The 20,858-nt window shown below is 60.8% G+C and carries 20 protein-coding genes; 8 read left to right on the forward strand and 12 right to left on the reverse strand.

Features of this window, described 5'->3' with window-relative positions:
* Positions 1–7: 7 nt before the first annotated feature.
* From ACA066_RS22940 to ACA066_RS22960, 5 genes are all read right to left on the reverse strand, one after another.
* Complete coding sequence (locus tag ACA066_RS22940) at positions 8–856, reverse strand: ABC transporter permease (RefSeq protein WP_084318872.1); 849 nt, start codon at positions 854–856, stop codon at positions 8–10.
* A complete protein-coding gene (locus ACA066_RS22945; protein ID WP_497696751.1) occupies positions 853–1,761 on the reverse strand; it encodes an ABC transporter permease in 909 nt (302 codons plus the stop codon). The genes ACA066_RS22940 and ACA066_RS22945 overlap by 4 nt, the downstream gene beginning before the upstream one ends.
* A gap of 282 nt (positions 1,762–2,043) precedes the next feature.
* Entirely contained in the window at positions 2,044–3,147 is a 1,104-nt protein-coding gene (locus ACA066_RS22950; protein WP_497696752.1) for an extracellular solute-binding protein, read from the reverse strand.
* Positions 3,148–3,363: 216 nt separating this feature from the next.
* Positions 3,364–4,812 carry an aldehyde dehydrogenase family protein gene (locus ACA066_RS22955; protein WP_497696753.1) on the reverse strand — a complete coding sequence of 483 codons (1,449 nt, stop codon included), beginning with the start codon at positions 4,810–4,812 and terminating at the stop codon, positions 3,364–3,366.
* Positions 4,809–6,446, reverse strand: a complete 1,638-nt coding sequence (locus ACA066_RS22960; RefSeq protein WP_497696754.1) for a 5-guanidino-2-oxopentanoate decarboxylase — start codon at positions 6,444–6,446, stop codon at positions 4,809–4,811. Before ACA066_RS22960 ends, ACA066_RS22955 begins: the two co-directional genes overlap by 4 nt.
* A 160-nt stretch (positions 6,447–6,606) precedes the next feature.
* Here ACA066_RS22960 and ACA066_RS22965 point away from each other — a divergent pair, with 160 nt between their 5' ends.
* Positions 6,607–7,488: a LysR substrate-binding domain-containing protein gene (locus ACA066_RS22965; RefSeq protein WP_497696755.1), complete on the forward strand. Its 882-nt coding sequence runs from the start codon at positions 6,607–6,609 to the stop codon at positions 7,486–7,488.
* A 100-nt stretch (positions 7,489–7,588) separates the two neighbouring features.
* Here the strand turns inward: ACA066_RS22965 and ACA066_RS22970 are convergent, their stop codons facing one another.
* Together ACA066_RS22970 and ACA066_RS22975 are read right to left on the reverse strand one after the other, a co-directional pair.
* A complete protein-coding gene (locus ACA066_RS22970; RefSeq protein ID WP_497696756.1) occupies positions 7,589–8,203 on the reverse strand; it encodes an NAD(P)-dependent oxidoreductase in 615 nt (204 codons plus the stop codon).
* Between the two features lie 214 nt (positions 8,204–8,417).
* Positions 8,418–9,296: an MBL fold metallo-hydrolase gene (locus ACA066_RS22975; protein WP_497696757.1), complete on the reverse strand. Its 879-nt coding sequence runs from the start codon at positions 9,294–9,296 to the stop codon at positions 8,418–8,420.
* 209 nt (positions 9,297–9,505) lie between these two features.
* Here ACA066_RS22975 and ACA066_RS22980 point away from each other — a divergent pair, with 209 nt between their 5' ends.
* Positions 9,506–10,411, forward strand: coding sequence for a LysR family transcriptional regulator (locus ACA066_RS22980; RefSeq protein ID WP_497696758.1), 906 nt, complete (start codon positions 9,506–9,508; stop codon positions 10,409–10,411).
* Between the two features lie 243 nt (positions 10,412–10,654).
* Positions 10,655–10,831: a hypothetical protein gene (locus ACA066_RS22985; RefSeq protein ID WP_017340530.1), complete on the forward strand. Its 177-nt coding sequence runs from the start codon at positions 10,655–10,657 to the stop codon at positions 10,829–10,831.
* A 9-nt stretch (positions 10,832–10,840) separates the two neighbouring features.
* Here ACA066_RS22985 and ACA066_RS22990 read toward each other — a convergent pair whose 3' ends face one another.
* Positions 10,841–11,737: a helix-turn-helix domain-containing protein gene (locus tag ACA066_RS22990; protein WP_497696759.1), complete on the reverse strand. Its 897-nt coding sequence runs from the start codon at positions 11,735–11,737 to the stop codon at positions 10,841–10,843.
* Between the two features lie 189 nt (positions 11,738–11,926).
* Here ACA066_RS22990 and pobA point away from each other — a divergent pair, with 189 nt between their 5' ends.
* Both pobA and ACA066_RS23000 read left to right on the forward strand, forming a co-directional pair.
* Entirely contained in the window at positions 11,927–13,111 is a 1,185-nt protein-coding gene (gene pobA, locus ACA066_RS22995; RefSeq protein WP_497699943.1) for a 4-hydroxybenzoate 3-monooxygenase, read from the forward strand.
* A 79-nt stretch (positions 13,112–13,190) separates the two neighbouring features.
* Positions 13,191–14,708: an MDR family MFS transporter gene (locus ACA066_RS23000; protein WP_497696760.1), complete on the forward strand. Its 1,518-nt coding sequence runs from the start codon at positions 13,191–13,193 to the stop codon at positions 14,706–14,708.
* Between the two features lie 121 nt (positions 14,709–14,829).
* Here the strand turns inward: ACA066_RS23000 and ACA066_RS23005 are convergent, their stop codons facing one another.
* From ACA066_RS23005 to ACA066_RS23020, 4 genes are all read right to left on the reverse strand, one after another.
* A complete protein-coding gene (locus ACA066_RS23005) occupies positions 14,830–15,678 on the reverse strand; it encodes a cache domain-containing protein (RefSeq protein WP_497696761.1) in 849 nt (282 codons plus the stop codon).
* A gap of 279 nt (positions 15,679–15,957) precedes the next feature.
* A complete protein-coding gene (locus ACA066_RS23010) occupies positions 15,958–16,833 on the reverse strand; it encodes an ATPase (RefSeq protein WP_497696762.1) in 876 nt (291 codons plus the stop codon).
* A gap of 116 nt (positions 16,834–16,949) precedes the next feature.
* On the reverse strand, positions 16,950–17,942 hold the full coding sequence (locus ACA066_RS23015; RefSeq protein ID WP_497696763.1) for an NAD-dependent epimerase/dehydratase family protein: 993 nt from the start codon (positions 17,940–17,942) through the stop codon (positions 16,950–16,952).
* A gap of 94 nt (positions 17,943–18,036) precedes the next feature.
* Complete coding sequence (locus tag ACA066_RS23020) at positions 18,037–18,936, reverse strand: LysR family transcriptional regulator ArgP (RefSeq protein ID WP_497696764.1); 900 nt, start codon at positions 18,934–18,936, stop codon at positions 18,037–18,039.
* Positions 18,937–19,032: 96 nt separating this feature from the next.
* On the opposite strand from ACA066_RS23020, the gene ACA066_RS23025 reads away from it, so the two are divergent.
* From ACA066_RS23025 to ACA066_RS23035, 3 genes are all read left to right on the forward strand, one after another.
* The gene (locus tag ACA066_RS23025) at positions 19,033–19,434 is read left to right on the forward strand and encodes an ACT domain-containing protein (RefSeq protein WP_497696765.1); all 402 of its coding nucleotides are present in this window, start codon (positions 19,033–19,035) and stop codon (positions 19,432–19,434) included.
* Positions 19,435–19,440: 6 nt separating this feature from the next.
* Positions 19,441–20,043, forward strand: a complete 603-nt coding sequence (locus ACA066_RS23030; RefSeq protein ID WP_497696766.1) for a LysE/ArgO family amino acid transporter — start codon at positions 19,441–19,443, stop codon at positions 20,041–20,043.
* Positions 20,044–20,220: 177 nt separating this feature from the next.
* Complete coding sequence (locus ACA066_RS23035) at positions 20,221–20,817, forward strand: superoxide dismutase (RefSeq protein ID WP_149419098.1); 597 nt, start codon at positions 20,221–20,223, stop codon at positions 20,815–20,817.
* Positions 20,818–20,858 lie beyond the last annotated feature (41 nt).

The raw sequence follows: 20,858 nt of genomic DNA on the forward strand, positions 1-20,858 counted from the left end.
CAAGAAATCAGAACGAAACGCCACCTTCACCGACCAGCTTCTCCAGCGCCCAGATCAGGACGAAGTCGATCAGCACGATCAGCACGGCAAACGAAAATACGGTGGGGTCGAGCGACGACACGGTGCGGCTGTACATCCAGATCGGCACGGTCATGACGTCGATGGTGTAGAGGAAGTAGGTCACGGTGAATTCGTTGAACGAGACGATGAACGCCAGCAGCATCCCTGCCAGAATCCCCGACTTCATCAACGGCACCACCACATCGACAATCGCCCGCAGTGGTGAGGCGCCGAGCATTTGCGCGGCCTCTTCGACTTCGCTGCCGATGGAAAGCATCGCCGCGGTGCAGTTTTTCACCACAAAGGGCAGCGCCAGAATCACGTGGGCAATCACCAGCCGCGAGGTGGTCATCTGGAACGGCAGGCTGTCGAACACCAGCAGCAACGCCAGGCCCAACACCACCATCGGAAACACCAGCGGCAGCGACATCAGTTGCAACGCCACGGCTTTGCCGCGGAACTCGCATCGGGTCAGCGCATAAGCCGCCGGCACCGCGATGATCGTGGCGAAGACCATGGTCAGGCACGCGACCATCAGGCTGGTGGTCATGGCTTTGCCGAGGCTCAGCACATCGCTGGAATCCGGGGATACAAAGGTGTGCCAGGCGGCCTTGTACCATTGCAGGCTGTAGCTGCTCGGCGGGAAGTCGAGGTTCGACGCACCGCTGAACGACATGACGATCATGGTCAGGATCGGCAGCACCGCCAGCAGCAGAATGAAGCCCGAGAGGATGCCGGCGAACTTGCCGGTATCGCCCGGCAACAGCGAATGACGCTTCTTGATCACAGCGCTCATTGCGAAGCCTCCAGCATGCGGCGACGACGGCCGGTGATGTATTCGGACAAGGTCATGATCGCGAGCGTGGTGACGATCAGCACCACACCGGCGGCGGACGCGGCGGGCCAGTTCATCAGCGGGGCAATCTGGTCATGGACCATCACCGCCAGCATCGGCACGCGCCGGCCACCGAGCAGCAATGGCACCACGAAACTGCTGGCGTTGTAGGCGAATACCAACGTCGCGCCGGTAATGATCCCCGGAAAACTCATCGGCAACACCACCTGACGGAACACCTGAAAACGACTGGCGCCCAGCGTGGCAGCGGCCTCTTCGTACGTACGGGCGACGCCGCGCATGGCGCTGGCAATCGGCAACACGGCCAACGGAAACGCGGTTTGCACCAGGCCCATCAACACGCCGTTCTGGTTGTACAGCAGCATGATCGGTCGCTTGATAAGACCCAGGCCCATCAGCGCTTGGTTGAGCATCCCGCCCGGGCCGAGAATCACCAGCCAGCCGTAGCTTTGCAGCAGCAGGTTGACCAGCAATGGCAGCAGCACGGCGGCAAGGAAGATCCGGCGCACGAACGGTGAAGTCAGGCGCGACATGGTGTAGGCCACCGGGATCGCCAGCATCACGGCGATCACCGCGCTGATCAGCGCCAGGCGCAAGGTCAGCAACAAGGATTTGAGGTAATACGGTTCCAGCAACTGGGCGTAGCTGGCCAGGCTGAACCCGGTCCATTCCGCGCCCTTGGTGCCCACGCTCATGCGCAGCACCAGCAGGCTGGCGGCAATCAGCACGCCCAGAAACAGCATCGACGGCGAGAGGAAAAACCAGGCGCGGGTCGTCGGCGAAACACCGAGGCGTGGGCGCGATGCAGCGGCGCTGACCGGATGGGTCAAAGGTTGGTGTTCCATAGCAAGGGTCTCGTCAATGGAAAGCAGCTGGCAAACACAGGCTTTGAATCCACATCAGCCCTCTGTGGGAGCGAGCTTTTGTGGCGAGGGGGCTTGCCCCCGTTCGGCTGCGAAGCAGTCGTAAACCATCTCGTGCGGTGCACCTGATGCACCGCGATGACAGGATTTAGGGCCGCTTCGCGTCCCAACGGGGCGGTGCGGCGTTCCGACAAGCCCCCTCGCCACAAAGATCGCTCCCACAGGGGATCTTCAGTGATTGAAGATCCTGTGTTCGCCACTCGATCAGGAAGAAAAGATTTCCGTGTAACGACGAATCCATTGGTCATGCACGGTGGCCAGGAAGGCGTTGTCGTGCATGATTGCTTTCTCGGAGATCTGCTCCGGCGTGAGGATGTACGGGCTCTTGCGCGCTTCGGCGGAGATGATCGCCTTGGCGTTGACCGGGCCGTTGTAAATGTCTTCAGCCATCTTGCCCTGCACCAGCGGGTCCAGAGAGTGGTTGATGAAGGCGTAGGTCAGGTCGGTATCGCCCGGACGATTCTTCGGCATCACCGAGAGCATCAGGTCGGTATAAAAACCTTCTTTCATGCCGAACGTGGCGCCCAGACCGTAGGCCGGATCGCGGATCTGTTTCGGGAAGAAGGCCGGCGCGTACAGGCCGCCCATGTCCAGGGAACCGGTGCGGAACAGCTCGGCGATCTGGTTCGGGTTTTCACCCAGGGTCACGACACGATCCTTCAGCTCGGCGAGTTTCTTGAAGCCAGGCTCGATGTTGTGCTCGTCACCACCAGCCAGTTTGGCGGCGATGATGATCAGGTCCATGGCCTCGGTCCAGTTCGGCGGCGGCAGGAAGATGTTCGGCGACAGGTCCGCGTCCCACAGGGCGGCGTAACTGTCCGGCGCTTCCTTGATGGAGCGGGTGCTGTAGACCAGGCTGTTGCACCAGAGCAGGTAACCGATCCCGTGGCCATTGGCGCCGGTGCGGTATTTCTCCGGTACATCGACCAGGTTTGGAATGCGGTTGAGGTCGGGTTTTTCCAGCAGGTTGGCGGCGGCCAGACCTTCGGCGCCGACGCCGGCCAGGGTGATGATGTCGTACTGTGGACGATCACCGGCGGCCTTGAGTTTGGCGACCATTTCCGAGGTACTGCCGGTGCGGTCAGCGATGACCTTGCAGCCGTACTTGTCTTCGAAAGTTGCCGCGATGTTGCGCAACGCTGCCAGGCCGGTGTCATCGGACCAGGTCAGCAAACGCAGGGTTTTGCCCTGGAAACGGGTGTCGCTGGCATTAGCCTTGACGAAGGGCAAGCTCATGGCCGCCGCTGCCACCGAGGCCACGCCCACGGTTTTGATGAATTGACGTCTGTTCAGATCGTGCTCGCCCATTACGGACTCCCTTTGTTTTTTTAAGTATGAGGTTGGTCGCAACCGTTGTATCCGCGCGGCCAGATCTGCGTAAGCCCCCGTATTCAAAGGGCTTTAGCTGAGCCGGCGGTTCATCCTGAGGTCGTGCAAAACACCTGACTATCGATAAATATTCATTGAAGCCATGACGCCAGCGCATGCCTCATCGCGAGGCACACGCTCACCTTTTTCGTGCCGTCAGACGGCGCGAATCACGTGTTTGATTTCCTGGAAAGCCTGCAAGCCCCATGGCCCCAATTCACGGCCGATGCTGCTCTGCTTGTAGCCGCCCCAGGCGGTCTGCGGGAAGATCACTTGCGGCGCATTGATCCACACAAGCCCCGCCTGCAAAGCGTTGGCGACCCGATCCGCCGCCTCGGCGTCGCGCGTCACCACGCTGGCCACCAGACCGAACTGGCTGTCGTTGGCCAGGGCAATCGCCTCGGCTTCGGAGGTGAAACTGCGCACGCAGATTACCGGGCCAAAAATCTCTTCACACCACAACGCACTGTCGAGGGGCACTTCGGTGAAAATCGTCGGCTGCAAAAAATATCCGCGGGGCAGGTCTGCAGGGCGATTGCCGCCGCAAATCAGCTTGGCGCCGGCACTCAAGCCGCGATCGATATGACCGAGCACGCGTTGGTATTGCGCCTGATTGACCAGCGCGCCCATTTCCACATTCGGGTCGAACGGGTCGGCCACGCGAATGGCTTCGGCGCGCGCCTTCAGGCGCAGGAGGAATTCGTCGGCCAGTTCATCGGCGACCAGCAAGCGGCTGGTGGCGGAACACATTTGCCCGGCGTTGAAGAAACCACCGCCACAGGCCACTTCCACGGCCAGTTCGATGTCGGCATCGGCGAGCACTAGCAGCGAGGATTTGCCACCCAGTTCGAGGCTCACGCCCTTCACGGTTTCGGCGGCACGTTGCATCACTTGCACGCCGACTGCGTTGCTGCCGGTGAAGGAAATCTTGGCGATGCGCGGGTCGACTGACATCGGCGCACCGACGGCCAGGCCAGTGCCGCAGACCAGGTTGAACACGCCTTTGGGCAAACCGGCCTCGGCGATGATCGCCGCCAGTTCCAGCTCCGGCATTGGCGTCACTTCGGAAGGTTTGAGCACCACGCAGCAACCGGCGGCCAGGGCCGGGGCGAGTTTCCAGGCGGTGGTGACCATCGGGAAATTCCACGGCACGATCAGGCCGACCACACCGCACGGCTCACGGCGCACGCGGGCGCTGAAGTCGTCGGTGGGCAGCTCGACCGCGCTGTCCTGTTTCGCGTCGAGACCCTCGGCCAGACCGGCGTAGTACTCGAAGGTAGCGATCACGTCATCGACGTCGATGGCCGCTTCGAATAGCGGTTTACCATTGTTGCTCGACTGCAACTGCATCAACTGCTCGCGACCGGCCTGCACGCCTGCGGCGATTTTGCGCAGGATCGCACCACGCTCGGCGCCGGTGGTTTGCGACCAGGCCTTGAAGGCTTCGGTCGCTGCGTTAACGGCTTGATCGACGGCGTTTGCATCGCCGCCATTCACGGTGGTCAGCAGCGCTTCGGTGGCCGGGTTGATCACCCGCAGATGTTCGCTGCCGGCCGACCATTTACCGTCAATGAACAGACCATCGAGGGTGGTAGGGAACGTCATTTCGACACCGCCTTCATCCACTGGGTCTGATCGATTTCAATCAGGGTCGGGCCCTGGCGATCGGTGGCGCAGCGCAGTGCACTGCGCAATTGATCCACACCGTCGACCGCTTCTGCCGCGCAGCCCAGCGCCTTGGCGACACCGATGAAGTCTGGGGTGTAGATGTCCACGCCGACCGGTTCAATGGCGCGGTTGACCATGTATTTCTTGATCTCTTCGTAGCCCTGGTTATTCCACAGCAGGACGATCACCGGCGTGCGCGCTTCGACCGCGCTGGCCAGTTCCGGCAGAGTGAATTGCAGGCCGCCGTCACCGATCAGACACACCACCGGAGGACGCGCGCCGCTTTCAACGCTGCCGCCGAGCCAGGCGCCAATCGCTGCCGGCAAGGCGTAGCCGAGGGTGCCGTAACCAGTGGACGAGTTGAACCAGCGGCGCGGGCGTTCCGGGTTGAAGGTCAGGTTGCCGGTGTACACCGGTTGGGTCGAATCGCCGACGAACACGGCGTCCGGCAATTCGTGCAGGACGGTTTCGAGGAAGCGGGTCTGGGCCAGGGTCGGCGCGTCCCAGGTGGCGGCGAGGTCTTCGCGCAGACGTGCGGCACGGACCTGGCCCCAATCGTTGCGGCGCTCGGCCAGCGACTTGTGCGACAACGCGCTGAGCAAGGCTTGGGCAGCGTTGCGCGAGTCGGCCACCAAGGCGATTTTCGGCGGGTAGTTGCGCACGGTCTGGTCCGGGTCGATGTCCACGCGCAGCAGCACGCCGGGAATCTCGAAACCGCCGGCGAAAGTGACGTCGTAATCGGTCTCGGCCAGTTCGGTGCCGATCGCCAGCACCACGTCGGCCTCCGCCACCAGGGCGCGGGTCGCGACCAGGCTTTGGGTCGAGCCGATCAGCAGCGGATGGTTGGATTCGAGCATGCCTTTGGCGTTGATGGTCAGGGCCACCGGCGCGTCGAGCAGTTCAGCCAGTTCAGTCAATTCAGGGGCGGCATCGATGGCACCGCCACCAGCGAGAATCAGCGGACGCTTGGCGCCAGCGAGCAGGTCGGTCATGCGACTGATCGCGCTTGGCGAAGCACCGGCACGGTCGATGTTGACCGGCAGGCTGGTCAGCAGGTCATCGGCTTCTTCGACCAGCACGTCCAGCGGAATTTCGATGTGCACAGGACGCGGGCGGCCGGCCTGGAACAGGGCGAAGGCGCGGGCCAATACGCCCGGCAACTCGGACGCCGACATCAGGGTGTGGGAGAACGCTGCCACGCCGCCGACCAATGCGCTCTGGTTCGGCAGTTCGTGGAGCTTGCCGCGACCGCCGCCCAACTGGCTGCGCGATTGCACACTGGAGATCACCAGCATCGGGATCGAATCGGCGTAGGCCTGGCCCATGGCGGTGGTGATGTTGGTCATGCCCGGGCCGGTGATGATGAAGCACACACCCGGTTTGCCGCTGGTGCGTGCATAACCGTCGGCCATGAAACCGGCACCCTGTTCGTGACGCGGAGTAACGTGGTTGATGCTCGAACGGGCCAGCCCGCGATACAGCTCCACGGTGTGAACCCCGGGAATGCCGAACACCTGCTCAACCCCGTAATCTTCGAGTAACTTGACCAATACTTCGCCGCACGTCGCCATGTCTTTTGCCCTTTTTGTTCGTTTGAGACGCCGGGCCTGCGCAGTGTTTATGATGAGTGGGCAGGTCCAAGGATGGCCTCATTGGAACGGGCGACACGTAGCCGCAACAATGGATAAAAAGTCATACTAGCCATGTCCTCACGTCATACCTTGGATCCCAATGAAACGATTGCCTCCTCTGCCGGCGCTGCACACTTTTCTGATCACCGCGCAGTGCTGCAACTTCACCCGCGCGGCCGAACAGCTGTTCATCACCCAGGGCGCGGTGAGTCGGCAGATCGCCGGGCTGGAAGAACATCTGGGTTATGAGCTGTTCATTCGCCAGGCCCGAGGCCTGGACCTGACGGCCGAAGGACGGGAGTGGCTGCCACGGGTGCAGCAGATTTTCGGCTTGATCGACGAGGCGGTGGAGCAGATCGGCGAGAAGCGCGAAACCCTGCAACTCAAGGCTCCGACCTGTGTGATGCGCTGGTTGTTGCCGCGTCTTTTGCAGTGGCAACGGGAGCGTCCGGACGTGCCGGTGGAATTGACCACCACGGTCAAGCATGGTGTGGATTTCCATCGTGAGCAGTTCGATGCGGCGGTGATGTACGGCGCGCCGCCGGACGGTGCGCTGACGTCTTATCTGCTGTTCGATGAGCAACTGACGCCAGTGTGTTCACGACCGATGCTGGAAGGCCCGACGGCACTGCAGACACCGGCGGATCTGCAACAGCACTTGCTGCTGCACCCGACAAGGGATGAGCGCGACTGGAATGCCTGGTTGAAAGCGGCGAATCTTCAATTGAGCAACGTCAGCAAAGGTCAGCATTTCGAGACCCTGGACCTGGCGATGTCGATGGCGTCCCAAGGGACCGGTGTAGCGATCGGCGATTGGTCATTGATTGGCGATGACCTGAGTGCCGGGCGACTGGTCATGCCGTTTGAATTGAAGGTGAAGACGGGGTTGGCGTATTACCTGGTGTTCCCGCAGAAACCGGCGCCTTCGCCGAAGTTGCGCGAGTTGATGGGGTGGTTGGTGGAGCAGGCCCAGAGTCGGTGAAGACCCAAAAGCATCGCCGGCAAGCCGGCTCCTACAAGGTTCACGTCGCACACAAATCCCTGTAGGAGCTGGCTTGCCAGCGAAGGTATAAGCCGCGCCATCAATACCCGACAGCAAACCGCTGACGGGAGTGCTTCGGCGTCTCGACTTCATCCAACATCGCAATCGCAAAATCGGCGAACGAAATCCAGCTCCGCCCTGCACTGCTCACCAGCAAATCATCCTTGCCGATCCTAAACGAACCCGTGCGCTCACCTTCAACAAACTCCGCCGAGGGTGACACAAAGGTCCAGTCCAGATCCTTTTCCTGACGCAGGTTTTCCAGGAATTGAGCACCGGCACCGGCCTCGGTTTTGTACTCTTCAGGGAAACCTTTGCTGTCGATAACGCGAGTACCGTCCGGCAGCAACAGCGAACCCGCACCGCCGACCACCAACAGACGTTTCACCCCGGCCCGTTTCACCGGCCCGATGACGGCGCTGGCAGGAAGGGTCGCGAAGTGCGCGGCGCTGATCACCACGTCATGACCCGCGATTGCCGCTTGCAACGTTTCGGCATCGAGGGCGTCAACGTTCTTGCTGACGACTCCGGCACGCTGGCCGATCTTCGATGTATCGCGGGCAATGGCCGTAACGCTGTGACCGCGGCGCAGGGCATCTTCCAACAATTGGCTGCCGGCGCGGCCGGTGGCACCGATGATTGCGATGTTGCTCATGACGTTCTCCAGTTGGCTTGGGTGTATCTGAGGTAATCGGGTTTATGTGGCAAAGGTGCTTTTTGTGGCGAGGGAGCTCGCTCCCGCTGGAGTGCGAAGCGCTCCCCTGCAGTGTGTCAGCCACATCGCATTCTCAGGTTTTACGACTGCTTCGCAGCCGAGCGGGAGCAAGCTCCCTCGCCACAAAAGCTGCTTCAGTTTCAGGTTCGGCGGGTTACCACTTCATTTCGTCCTTGGCGACTTTCGCACTCAACTCCAGCGAGCTTTCCTCGCCCAGTGCCGGATAGCGTTTTTTCATGGCGACGATCAGCGCAGCCGCGTCTTTGGCCTTGGCGGTTTCTTCGTCGAAAGCTTTGATGTATTCAGCGGTGAACTGCACAGCCGCGAGGGATCGCGCGCTCTTGCCGAGGTAATGACCCGGCACGAGGGTGTTCGGTTTCAGGGTTTCAATGCTGTGCAACGTAGCCAGCCAGTCGGTGTGGGACTGCGCGGTTTGAGTGTCGGCCATCCACACGTGAATGTTTTCCGCGACGACCACGCCACCGACCACTGCCTTGATCGACGGGATCCACACAAAGGTGCGATCCGGTTGCTTGCCCTCAAGCCCCACCACCTGCAACTTCTGCCCTTCGAGCATCAGGCTGTCGCCCTGAAGCACGCCCGGCACAATGGTTCTGGCCGGTACATCGGCGCCCATTTTCGGCCCCCAGAACGCCAGTTTGCCGTCGACGGTTTTCTTGATGTGATCCACCGTCGGTTGCGAGGCGAGCACTTTGGCGTGGGGGAACGCCGCAGTCAGGGTGTCGAGGCCGAAGTAGTAATCCGGGTCACCGTGGCTGATGTAGATGGTGGTCAGTTGCTTGCCACTGGCGCGGATTTTTTCCACCACCTGCTCGGCCTGGGATTTGCCGAACTGCGCGTCCACCAGGATCGCGTCTTTCTCGCCGCTGACCAAAACCGAGGTCACCGGGAAGATCGCCTTGTCGCCCGGGTTGTAGACATCCAGCGTCAACGTCGAGGCCGCCGCATGGGCCGCGAAACCGAGGGTGGCCGTGGCCAGCAAAATGCGCTTGAGGGAAGTGAAACCGATCATCTGTTGCTCCGTTGGTTGTCGACGCCTTTTGTAGGAGCGAGCTTGCTCGCGATGGTCGTTAACGATGACGCGTGCTTACCGGGTAAACACGGTGCCTTTGCGTTCATCGCGAGCAAGCTCGCTCCTACAGTTGGACAGAGCTTAGTTGCCTTATTCATTACAAAAAATGCGATGCTGGAACATAGTTTGTTTCTGAAAGCGGGCAAATCATGGATCGTCTACAAGCAATGCGGGTGTTCGTCACGGTGGTCGACCTCGGCAGCCAGTCGGCCGCCGCCGATCACCTGGAGCTGTCACGGCCGGTGGTTTCGCGGTATCTGGCAGAGCTGGAAGACTGGGTCGGCGCACGCCTGATGCACCGCACCACGCGCAAGTTGAGCCTGACTGCCGCCGGCAGCGAGATCCTGCCACGGTGTCGGCAGATGCTCGACCTGTCTTCGGACATGCAGGCTGCCGTCAGCGAGCCGGACGATGCGCCGCGCGGCCTGCTGCGGATCAGCGTCAGCACCTCGTTCGGCCAGGCGCAACTGGCTGATGCCATGGCGGCCTACGTCAAGCGTTACCCCGGCGTCAGCATCGACCTGCAGATGCTCGACCGTACGGTAAACCTGGTGGATGAGCGCATCGATCTGGCGATTCGCACCAGCAATGACCTGGACCCGAACCTGATTGCGCGGCGGCTGACGGTCTGCCGCTCGGTGATCTGCGCCGCCCCCGCCTACCTGGACGAGCATCCGGCACCGACGCAGGTCGAAGACCTGAGCCAGCACAACTGCTTGACGCACTCCTATTTCGGCAAAAGCCTGTGGCATTTCGAGCAGGACGGCGAACCGGTCTCGGTGCCGGTGCAGGGCAACATCAGCGCCAATGAAGCCAGTACGCTGCTGCGCGCGACGATCGCCGGCGCCGGGGTGGCGATGCTGCCGAGTTATCAGGCCGGTGTGCATATCCACAGCGGTGAACTGATCCGCCTGTTGCCCCAGGCCGAACCGCGCCGGATGAACATCTACGCGGTGTATGCCTCCCGCAAGCACATGCCTGCGGCGCTGCGCAGCCTGCTGGATTTTCTGGTGCTCAGATTTCCTGAAGAACCGGCGTGGGATGCAGGATTGTGAATACGCTCCCCTGTAGGAGCCGGCTTGCTGCGGGCGGCGTTCCGACGATGGACGCACAGGCACCGCGTTTATCCAGTAAGCACGCGTTATCGTTAACGACCATCGCCAGCAAGCCGGCTCCTACAAGAGTTCATCAGTGTTCTGAATATCGGGTTACATGCGCAAGCGGCGTGACTGGCAACTCACTGCCGCTGACCTATGCTCAAAGTAGTACCGAAGGGTATTCGTTCAGAGGTCAACGCCATGAACATCAAAACAAGAAGATACCTCGCGATTTTCATCACCTGCGCGGCCACGCTGGCGCTGTATGGCACGGCGGCCTGGCGCGTCGAGCAGTTGCGGCAACTGCCCCGTGAATACGCGAGCTGTAACTTCGAGCGTTGCATCCCCCACAACGCGACCCTCAACGCCCTTCGGTAACGAAGCGGATCAGGCCTCGTTGTCCTGATCGGCCTTCAAGCGGTCGCGAAAAGCCTTGGGCGAGATCCCCACCCGGCGCCGGAACAGGCGCGTGAAGTTGGTCGGATCGGAAAACCCCAACACGTCAGACATTTCGTAAATGGTCATGCTGGTGTAGGTCAGCAAACGCTTGGCCTCCAGCAATTGCCGCTCGTGCATGATCTGCAACGCCGGTTGCCCCGCCAGTTCTCGGCACGTGCCGTTGAGGTGCGACACGGAAATCCCCAGCCGATGCGCCAGGTCCTCGACCTTGACGTGTTGGCGATACGTCTCTTCTACCAGCTGGATAAACCCGTTGAGGTATTCCCGCGCGCGCTGCGGACGCTGACTGGCGGAGCGCCGCTGAAGCGCCTGACGGCTGACCCACACCATGATCACGCTGACCAGCGAATGCATGAGCATTTCCCGGGCCGGTTGATGGCCGGTGTATTCGTTTTGCAACGCAGAAAACAAACTGTTGAGGTACTCACCGTCATTGCTGGCCGGATAACTTTCGGCCTGGGCCAGGGCATTCACCGAGTTGCCCAGTTGTGCCTGAAGATGGGCGACCAGCGGCGCGGCCAGGGTCACGACAAATCCTTCGACATCCTCGGAAAAACGATAACCGTGCACCGATAACGGCGGCAGAACCAGAATGGCCGGCTCGTTCAGCTGCGTGCGTTTGCCTTCGATTTCAAGCTCTGCCTGACCTTTGAACACGAAGAGCAACTGGCACAAATCGGCGTGGCGATGGGGTTTGATTTCCCACTGATGTTCGCGGCTGCGTTTGGAGATGGTTTCGCAGTGCAACAAGTCCGGGGTCGGCCAGTCCAGGCTTTCACCGTAGAGCTTGAACACCGGTATCGAAGGCAGGTCAGGCTTGTTCATAACGTCAATCCAGGCCTCGGGAAGGTGGCGGGCGATAATCGCACCGATTGGCAGAATGTACAGCTATCGGCTCAGTTTTCACCTTCAATTGACAGACCCGCAAGTGAAAAATGCAAGCACTCGATCCATAAAAATAATTCACCGACTCTGGTCGCGTGGAGCTTGCGAGTCATAAAAACAATGAAAACGCTGAAAACTCAAATCGCCATCATCGGTGCCGGCCCCTCCGGATTGCTGCTCGGCCAATTGCTGCACAACGCCGGTATCGACACCCTTATCCTCGAACGCCAGACCCCGGACTATGTGCTCGGCCGAATCCGTGCCGGTGTGCTCGAACAAGGCATGGTAGAGCTGCTGCGTCAGGCCGGCGTCGGCCGGCGCATGGACGCCGAAGGCCTGGTCCACGGCGGTTTCGAACTGGCCCTCGACGGGCGTCGGGTGCACATTGATCTGCAGGCCCTGACCGGGGGCAAAACCGTGATGATCTACGGGCAGACCGAGGTCACCCGTGACTTGATGGCCGCTCGTCGGGAGGCCGGCGCGCAGACGATTTACGCAGTCGGCAACGTCGTACCCCACGGCATAAAAACCGATGAAGCCTTCGTGACGTTCGAAAAGGATGGCGAAACCTGGCGGCTCGACTGCGACTACATCGCCGGCTGCGACGGTTTCCATGGCGTGGCGCGGCAATCGATTCCCGCCGAGAGCCTGAAGGTGTTCGAGCGGGTTTATCCGTTCGGCTGGCTGGGGATTCTCGCCGACACGCCGCCTGTTCACGATGAGCTGGTCTACGCCCGCCACGAGCGCGGTTTTGCCCTGTGCAGCATGCGCTCGGCGACGCGCACCCGTTATTACCTGCAAGTCCCGGCCTCGGATCAGGTCGGGGACTGGTCCGATCAGCGTTTCTGGGAGGAGCTCAAATCCCGTTTGCCGGCTGCGCTGGCCGAGTCGCTGGTGCCCGGGCCGTCCATCGAAAAAAGCATCGCGCCGCTGCGCAGTTTCGTGGTCGAACCCATGCAGTACGGGCGGATGTTTCTGGTCGGCGACGCCGCGCACATCGTGCCGCCCACCGGCGCCAAAGGCCTGAACCTGGCAGCCAGCGACGTCAGTACGCTGTTCAACATCCTGCTGAAGGTTTACCGCGAAGGCCGGGGCGACTTGCTGGAGAAGTATTCCGAGGTCTGCCTGCGCCGGGTCTGGAAAGCCGAGCGGTTTTCCTGGTGGATGACCTCGATGTTGCATCGCTTTGACGATCACGATGGGTTCAGCCAGCGCATCAGTGAGTCGGAGCTGGACTACTTCGTCAGCTCTGAGGCGGGTCGAAAAACCATTGCAGAAAATTACGTCGGACTTCCTTATGAGGCTATCGAATAGCTTCCTACCGATTTACACTGGCGAGCATCCCCGCTCGCCCTTGCCTCTTGCGGGACCCTCACTGCCCGCAGGTTCTCCCGTGACCAATCTCAACCAGCCTGACACGCCCAAACCGGCCATTCGCAGCGTGCTGATCGCCCTGATGCTGGCGATCTTTCTCGGCGCGCTGGACCAGACCATCGTCGCCGTATCCATGCCGGCCATTTCCGCGCAGTTCAAGGATGTCAGCCTGTTGGCCTGGGTGATTTCCGGCTACATGGTGGCGATGACCGTGGCGGTGCCGATCTACGGCAAACTCGGCGACCTGTACGGTCGGCGCAAGTTGATGCTGTTCGGCATGGGGTTGTTCACGATTGCCTCGCTTTTCTGCGGCATGGCTCAGAGCATGGAGCAATTGGTACTGGCGCGGATCCTTCAGGGCATTGGCGCGGGCGGGATGATTTCGGTCAGCCAGGCAATCATCGGCGACATCGTGCCGCCCCGCGAACGCGGTCGTTATCAAGGTTATTTCAGCAGCATGTACGCGGTGGCCAGCGTCGCCGGCCCAGTGCTCGGCGGGTACATGACCGAATACCTGTCCTGGCGCTGGGTGTTTCTGATCAACCTGCCACTGGGTCTGGGCGCGTGGCTGGTGGCCAATCGCACGCTGGTGGGGCTGCCCGTACCGCAGCGCAAGCCGATCATCGATTACCTCGGCACGTTGCTGATGATCATCGGTCTGACGGCCTTGTTGCTCGGCATCACCCAGGTCGGCCAGGGCCACTCGTGGCGTAGCACTGAAGTGCTGGGATTGCTGGGCTGTGCGGTGGTCGTCCTTGCAGTGTTCGTCCGGCATGAGCGCCGCGCGCGGGAGCCGTTGCTGCCCATGCACCTGTTCACCAACCGCAATGCGATCCTGTGCTGGTGCACGATTTTCTTCACCAGTTTCCAGGCGATCTCGCTGATTGTGCTGATGCCGTTGCGCTTCCAGAGCGTGACGGGCGCCGGGGCTGACAGTGCCGCGCTGCACCTGTTGCCACTGGCCATGGGTTTGCCGATCGGCGCCTATTTCGCCGGACGCCGAACCTCGGTAACCGGGCGCTACAAACCGATGATCCTGGCGGGCGCTATCCTGATGCCGATCTCGATCATCGGGATGGCGTTCAGTCCTCCCCAGGCGGTGGTGCTCAGCAGTTTGTTCATGGTGCTCAGCGGTATCGCCTCTGGCATGCAATTCCCGACGTCATTGGTCGGGACACAGAATTCAGTGGAACAACGGGACATCGGCGTCGCGACCAGCACCACCAACCTGTTCCGCTCCCTGGGCGGTGCGGTGGGGGTGGCGTTGATGTCGGCGCTGTTGCTGGCGTTGCTGCAAGACTCGAGTTTCGTCCACCTGGCCGGCTCGACGCTGATTGCCGAGGGCAGTTCGGGGAATGTCTTGCTGGACGGCCTGAACGCCGCAGCGGGGGATGCGCAGAACGCCTTGCGCGCAGAATTGCAGCTGACCTTCCGGCATTTGTTGATGGTTAGCGCGGCGGTGTCGTTGCTGGGGTTGGCAGCGGCGATTGCCATGCCGAACCGGGTGTTGCGGGGGCGGGAGGACAAGGTCCGATAGGAAGACCGCATAACGGCCTTCGCGGGCAAGCCTCGCTCCTACAAGTACAGTGCAATCCTGTAGGAGCGAGCGGTGCGACGATTCGACTTGCCCGCGAAGGCGTCATCTCATGTACCACCCTTCAAGGGCTGTAATACCCGACCGCCACCAGAAAATGCCCGACCTTTTTCAGGTACGCATGCTTGTCCTCGACCTTGCCGGTCACCGGGTTTTTCCACCGATATTCATATTCGCCGTAGTCCTGTTTAGCCATCAACGCCAGGATCGGCTCGCCCACCGGCTTGCCTTCAGGGTCCTTGATCTTGCCGAAATCGGTATTGATCAGCCGCAGGTTGGTGCCATGGGCGGCATATTGCTGGGTGTCCAGGTCGACGACGAACACATACAGGTCATCCTGCAAATAACCGCCCTTGAGCGAGTTGATTGCCGTGAGCGTGCCCTTCTCGTCCCTGGCCAGCTCGGTTGCCGCTTTGTTCAGCAACGCCATCGCCTGCTCCGCCGACGCCCGTGGCAGGTAGTAACCCACCGCCAAAATCCGCTGGCCGATCCGTTGGTAGAACACATGCTTGCGTTCAACCTTGCCGTCTGACCAGTTCTGCCAGCGATATTCCGCCTGCTGGATGCCATTGCCCTCCGGCACTTTCAACGCGTCCTTGAAGGCTTTCTGCAAATCCGGCCCGAGCACGTCAGATACATCACGCCCGATCAACGCCGAAGACGGCCCGCCGCTGGCGAGCATCACGCCTTTGGTATCGACCACGAACACGTAGCGGTCCTTGTCGACAAACTCGCCCTGTCGGCTGAAGGCCGCGAACGCCTTGTCACCGTTGTCGTGGTAGTAGGCCAGGGCTTTTTCCAGCAAGGCGATGGCGGCGTGGCTGTCATCCTTCTCGGTCCCGGCAGCTTGAGCCTGGCCCAGACACAGCAACAGCATCCCGCCCAGCAGGGCCAACCTGTGCAAAAACCCCATTGCGCATCCCTCGTTCTTGTCGGTGTTTCAAGAGCGTAGACGGCTTGGGGATATGTACGAATATTCATGAATCAATGGTGAAGATGATGTGATTTTTCAGGTGCTTCTGTGGCGAGGGAGCTTGCTCCCGCTCGGCTGCGGAGCAGTCGCAAACCAGGCACCGCGGATTATCTGGTACATCGCGGTGATTGGCTCTGGGGCGGCTTCGCCACCCAACGGGAGCAAGCTCCCTCTCGCCACGAAGAGCCGGCTCGCCGCAGGTACGCTTTCAAAAGACGCTTACGGCCTGGTACGCAACTGCTGCTGCAAATTCTGAATCTGCGCCTGCAGGGTGTTGATGTTGCGGGTGACCTGACTACGGAAAGCGTCGAATTCGGCGGTGTTGGACGAGGCTGGCCCGGTGGTCGGGCGGTTGTCCTGCTCGCTTTTGAGCACGATCATGTCTTGTTCCAGACGCTCGATGGCGGCGCTCGGGTTGCCTTGTCTCTTCAGCGCGGCGATGTCGGCGCCGAGGCTTTTGAGCTGTGCGTCGATCTTGCTGGTGTCGTCCGGAGCACTTTTCAGCGCAGCCAATTCGCTATTCAAGGCTTTGACTTGCGCCTGCAATTGCGTGTTGGCGGTTTGCTGTTCAGTGTTTTGGGTGCTCATTAGCGCCAGACGTTTATCCAGATCGGTGGTTTGCGCGGTCATTTGCGCAAGGCGCTTGTCCAGGTCCGAAGTCTGGACGACAACGCCTTGCTGCTGCTTGCTCTGATCCTGGAGCTTGCTTTCAAGCTGCTTGATCTGCAGTTTCAGCGCTTCGCTGTCGCTGGTGACGTTGGTCTGGCTGGCGACGACCTTGCCGGAAATGTCCTGCAAACGCCCCGCCGCGTCTTCACTGATGCGCGCGAAACTTTCCTGGGTTGCCACCAGTTGCTGTTCCATCAGCGATATCTGCTGAAAGCTCCACCAGGCAAGGCCAGCGAACGCAAAAAACAAGGCGCCGACCAGTGCCCACAACGGGCCGGTGCTGGCAGCCTTGACCTTGACCACCGGCGGGGTGCGCGAATGTACCGTGGTGCGCGCAGTGGTCGGAAAATCATCGTCGTCGAGGATGTCGGCACGCAGGCTCGGTACATCGTCGAAGTCGTCGTTGGCATCGTTACGCATGGACATTGAGTCAACCTTTGTGGAACGCGGTGATGGCTTGATGCGGCGAAGTATAAACCCGTCAGCCCCATCGATTGACCCTGGATTCCCGGACTCGGTTCAGTATCGGGACTGGCTGTGTGTCAGCGAATGTCCTGAGCCTTCCACCAACCGCAGAATTCATCGAGGGCGGTCCAGAGACTGACTTTGGGATCGTAGTCCAGATAATGCCGCGCGCGGCTGATGTCCAGGGTGAAATTTTTGTTCATTACCTGCATGCCCAGGCGCGACAGGGTTGGCTCGGGACGACCCGGCCACAGCTTGCACACGCCCTCGTTGAGCGCCGCCACGGTGTAGGCCAGGCCGTAGGAACGGTAGCGGGTCACCTGTGGGACATCCATCTTGCGCATGACGTAATTGACCACGTCCCACAACGGAATCGGCGTTCCGTTGCTGATGTTGTAGGCCTTGCCCAACGCCGATCCGCCGGTCAGCAAACTGCTGAGCAACGCTTCGTTGAGGTTTTGTACGCTGGTGAAATCGACTTTGTTCAAACCGTTGCCGACGATGGCCAGCCGACCCTTGCGTTGCATCTTCAGCAGACGCGGGAAGATGCTCATGTCGCCCGCACCGGTCACGAAGCGCGGGCGCAGGGCCAGGGTTTCGAGGCCGAATTCCTGGGCACCGAAGACCTTTTGCTCGGCCAGGTATTTGGTCGCGGCATAGGGATGCTTGAAGCGCTTGGGGACCTGTTCTTCGGTCAACCCGAGGTGATCGCGACCATCGAAGTAGATCGACGGCGAGGACAAGTGCACCAGCCGCCGGACACGCTGCTTCAGGCAGGCTTCGACGACGTTTTCGGTGACCTGCACGTTGCCCTGATGAAAGTCCTGATAACGTCCCCACACGCCTACAGCCCCGGCGCAATGCACCACGGCTTCGACGTCGGAACACAGGTTGCGCGCCAGTTCCGGGTCGCTCAAGTCGCCCTGAATGAACTCGGCGCCTCGGCGCACCAGGTGTTCGACGCTTTCGGCCCGGCGACCGTTGACCCGCACGTCCAGGCCCTGCTCCAGGGCGAAACGCGCAAAGCGCCCACCGATGAAGCCGCTTGCGCCGGTGACCAGAATTTTCATGAGGTTTCCTTCGAAAACAGCTTCAAGCTGCAAGCTTCAAGCTGAAAGTTAAAACGGTACGCAAGCGCTTCACTTGCCGCTTGCAGCTTGACGCTTAAAGCTGCCCGAAGGGCACGAGGCATTGCTTCGACGAGCGCACCAATTGATCGGTCAGCAACCCCAGCAACTGACCGCCATTGCGCCAATGATGCCAGTACAGCGGCACATCGATGGGCTTATCTGGCAAAAGCTCGCGCAAAACCCCGCGTTCCAGCTGATCGCGCACCTGCAATTCAGGCACCAGCCCCCAGCCGAGACCGGCTTCGGTCAGGCGAATGAAGCCTTCGGATGACGGGCACAAATGGTGTTCGAAACCGCCGTCTACGCCGAGGGATGCGAGGTAGCGATGCTGTAGGAAATCGTCCGGGCCAAAGACCAGCGCCGGCGTTTTCGACAACTGATCGGCGCGAACACCTTGCGGAAAATGCCGGGCGATGAACGCCGGGCTGGCCAACGCGCGATAACGCATCGCGCCCAACAGGACGCTGCGCGCCCCGGCCACCGGACGTTCGCTGGCACAGACACACGCCGCCACTTCGCCTGCGCGCATGCGTTTGAGGCCGACGGTCTGGTCTTCGACCACCAGATCCAGCAACAGATGTTGTTCGGCGCAAAAGTCACCGACCGCTTCAGCCCACCACGTGGCGAGGCTGTCGGCGTTCAGGGCAATGCGCAGACGTTCCGGCAGGCCCTCTTCATCCAGCGCCGGAACCAGGGTTTGCAGGTCCCGCTCCAGCAAGCGCACCTGCTGCACATGGTTGAGCAAACGCCGGCCGATTTCCGTCGGCGCTGGCGGCGTGACCCGCACCAGCACCGGTTGGCCGACCCGCGCTTCCAGCAATTTGATGCGTTGGGAGATCGCCGATTGTGACAAGCCGAGCACTTGGGCGGCACGTTCAAAACCGGCCTGCTCGACCACCGCGGCCAACGCAGAAAGCAATTTATAGTCGAACATCAGTTTTCCTAATGAGCGATCAGCATGATTGGTTTTTCTTATACCGCTTGTGGGCAGAGAATGGCCAGCAAGAACTCTTGAACAAGGAACACCGACATGGCTGGCGAAACTTCATTGGCAACGCTTCTACGAAGCATGAGCCCGCAACTCAACGCCGGCGAGTATGTGTTCTGCACGTTGCGCGACGGCCAGTTGCCGCCGGGTCTTGAGATCGTCGGCAGTTTTCGCGAGCAGGAAGGTCTGACGGTGATTCTGGAACGTTCCCGCGCTGAACGAGCAGGTTTCAGCTTCGACTACGTTGCCGCCTGGATCACCCTGAACGTGCACTCCGCGCTGGAAGCCGTCGGCCTGACCGCCGCATTCGCCACGGCATTGGGCCAGGCCGGTATCAGCTGCAATGTGATCGCCGGCTATTACCACGACCATTTATTCGTCGGCCAGGCCGATGCCGAACGCGCCCTGCAAGTGCTGCGGGATCTGGCAGCGAACGCGGAGTAAAAACCTATGTGGCAAAGCTATGTAAACGGCCTGTTGGTGGCCGCGGGGCTGATCATGGCGATCGGCACTCAGAACGCGTTTGTGCTGGCCCAGAGCCTGCGGCGTGAACATCACCTGCCGGTGGCGGCGCTCTGCGTGACGTGCGATGCGTTGCTGGTGGCCGCCGGCGTTTTCGGCCTGGCAACCGTGCTGGCGCAAAATCCGACATTGCTGGCGGTGGCCCGTTGGGGCGGCGCGGTGTTTCTGATCTGGTACGGCAGCCTCGCGTTGCGCCGGGCCTTCTCGAAACAGAGCTTGCAACAGGGTGAAAACCAGACCGTACGTTCACTGCGCGCCGTGCTGCTCAGCGCCTTGGCGGTCACCCTGCTCAACCCGCACGTTTATCTGGATACTGTATTGCTGATTGGCTCCCTTGGCGCGCAACAAGCCGAGCCTGGTGCTTATGTCGTGGGCGCGGCCAGTGCGTCTTTACTGTGGTTTTTCACCCTGGCGCTGGGCGCCGCATGGCTGGCGCCGTGGCTGGCTCGGCCAAGCACATGGCGGATTCTGGATCTGTTGGTGGCCGTAATGATGTTCACCGTGGCAGCTCAACTAATCACCAGCGCCTGATATATTCCAAAAGGCTCTGGAACCTCTATTCCACACAGTTGTTGCGTGGTTATGCCGCACCCCCGGTGCTATGATCCGGTTCGATGCGCCGCAAAGAGTACAAACTCCACGGCGTTTGTCTGGCCGCCCGTGATCGGCCTTGCGACCACCGCAACTGACCTGATTAGGAGAATCATCATGGCTTTCGAACTGCCGCCGCTGCCTTACGCACACGATGCCCTGCAGCCGCACATTTCCAAGGAAACTCTGGAATACCACCACGACAAGCACCACAACACCTACGTCGTGAACCTGAACAACCTGGTGCCAGGCACCGAGTTCGAAGGCAAGACCCTGGAAGAAATCGTCAAGTCTTCCTCGGGTGGCATCTTCAACAACGCCGCTCAGGTCTGGAACCACACTTTCTACTGGAACTGCCTGGCGCCAAACGCCGGCGGTCAACCAACCGGCGCACTGGCTGAAGCCATCAACGCTTCCTTCGGTTCGTTCGACAAGTTCAAAGAAGAATTCAGCAAAACCTCCATCGGCACCTTCGGTTCCGGTTGGGGCTGGCTGGTGAAAAAGGCTGACGGTTCCCTGGCCCTGGCCAGCACCATTGGCGCCGGCAACCCGCTGACCAGCGGCGACACCCCGCTGCTGACCTGCGACGTCTGGGAACACGCTTACTACATCGACTACCGCAACCTGCGTCCGAAGTACGTAGAAGCGTTCTGGAACCTGGTCAACTGGAAATTCGTGGCTGAGCAGTTCGAAGGCAAAACCTTCACTGCTTAAGATCGACGCCAGATAAAAAACCCGGCTTTTGCCGGGTTTTT

It is taken from the genome of Pseudomonas sp. LBUM1651, from assembly GCF_059716135.1.

Excerpts from the sequence above, each read along its gene's own strand:
- ACA066_RS22975 (WP_497696757.1), bottom strand. The coding sequence starts at position 9,296 with ATGATCGGTTTCACTTCCCTCAAGCGCATTTTGCTGGCCACGGCCACC.
- ACA066_RS23005 (WP_497696761.1), bottom strand. The coding sequence starts at position 15,678 with ATGGGGTTTTTGCACAGGTTGGCCCTGCTGGGCGGGATGCTGTTGCTG.
- ACA066_RS22940 (WP_084318872.1), bottom strand. The coding sequence starts at position 856 with ATGAGCGCTGTGATCAAGAAGCGTCATTCGCTGTTGCCGGGCGATACC.
- ACA066_RS23035 (WP_149419098.1), top strand. The coding sequence starts at position 20,221 with ATGGCTTTCGAACTGCCGCCGCTGCCTTACGCACACGATGCCCTGCAG.
- ACA066_RS23025 (WP_497696765.1), top strand. The coding sequence starts at position 19,033 with ATGGCTGGCGAAACTTCATTGGCAACGCTTCTACGAAGCATGAGCCCG.
- ACA066_RS22955 (WP_497696753.1), bottom strand. The coding sequence starts at position 4,812 with ATGACGTTCCCTACCACCCTCGATGGTCTGTTCATTGACGGTAAATGG.
- ACA066_RS23010 (WP_497696762.1), bottom strand. The coding sequence starts at position 16,833 with ATGTCCATGCGTAACGATGCCAACGACGACTTCGACGATGTACCGAGC.
- ACA066_RS22980 (WP_497696758.1), top strand. The coding sequence starts at position 9,506 with ATGGATCGTCTACAAGCAATGCGGGTGTTCGTCACGGTGGTCGACCTC.
- ACA066_RS23015 (WP_497696763.1), bottom strand. The coding sequence starts at position 17,942 with ATGAAAATTCTGGTCACCGGCGCAAGCGGCTTCATCGGTGGGCGCTTT.
- ACA066_RS22985 (WP_017340530.1), top strand. The coding sequence starts at position 10,655 with ATGAACATCAAAACAAGAAGATACCTCGCGATTTTCATCACCTGCGCG.
- ACA066_RS22950 (WP_497696752.1), bottom strand. The coding sequence starts at position 3,147 with ATGGGCGAGCACGATCTGAACAGACGTCAATTCATCAAAACCGTGGGC.
- ACA066_RS23030 (WP_497696766.1), top strand. The coding sequence starts at position 19,441 with ATGTGGCAAAGCTATGTAAACGGCCTGTTGGTGGCCGCGGGGCTGATC.
- ACA066_RS22970 (WP_497696756.1), bottom strand. The coding sequence starts at position 8,203 with ATGAGCAACATCGCAATCATCGGTGCCACCGGCCGCGCCGGCAGCCAA.
- ACA066_RS22945 (WP_497696751.1), bottom strand. The coding sequence starts at position 1,761 with ATGGAACACCAACCTTTGACCCATCCGGTCAGCGCCGCTGCATCGCGC.
- ACA066_RS23020 (WP_497696764.1), bottom strand. The coding sequence starts at position 18,936 with ATGTTCGACTATAAATTGCTTTCTGCGTTGGCCGCGGTGGTCGAGCAG.
- ACA066_RS22965 (WP_497696755.1), top strand. The coding sequence starts at position 6,607 with ATGAAACGATTGCCTCCTCTGCCGGCGCTGCACACTTTTCTGATCACC.
- ACA066_RS22990 (WP_497696759.1), bottom strand. The coding sequence starts at position 11,737 with ATGAACAAGCCTGACCTGCCTTCGATACCGGTGTTCAAGCTCTACGGT.
- ACA066_RS22960 (WP_497696754.1), bottom strand. The coding sequence starts at position 6,446 with ATGGCGACGTGCGGCGAAGTATTGGTCAAGTTACTCGAAGATTACGGG.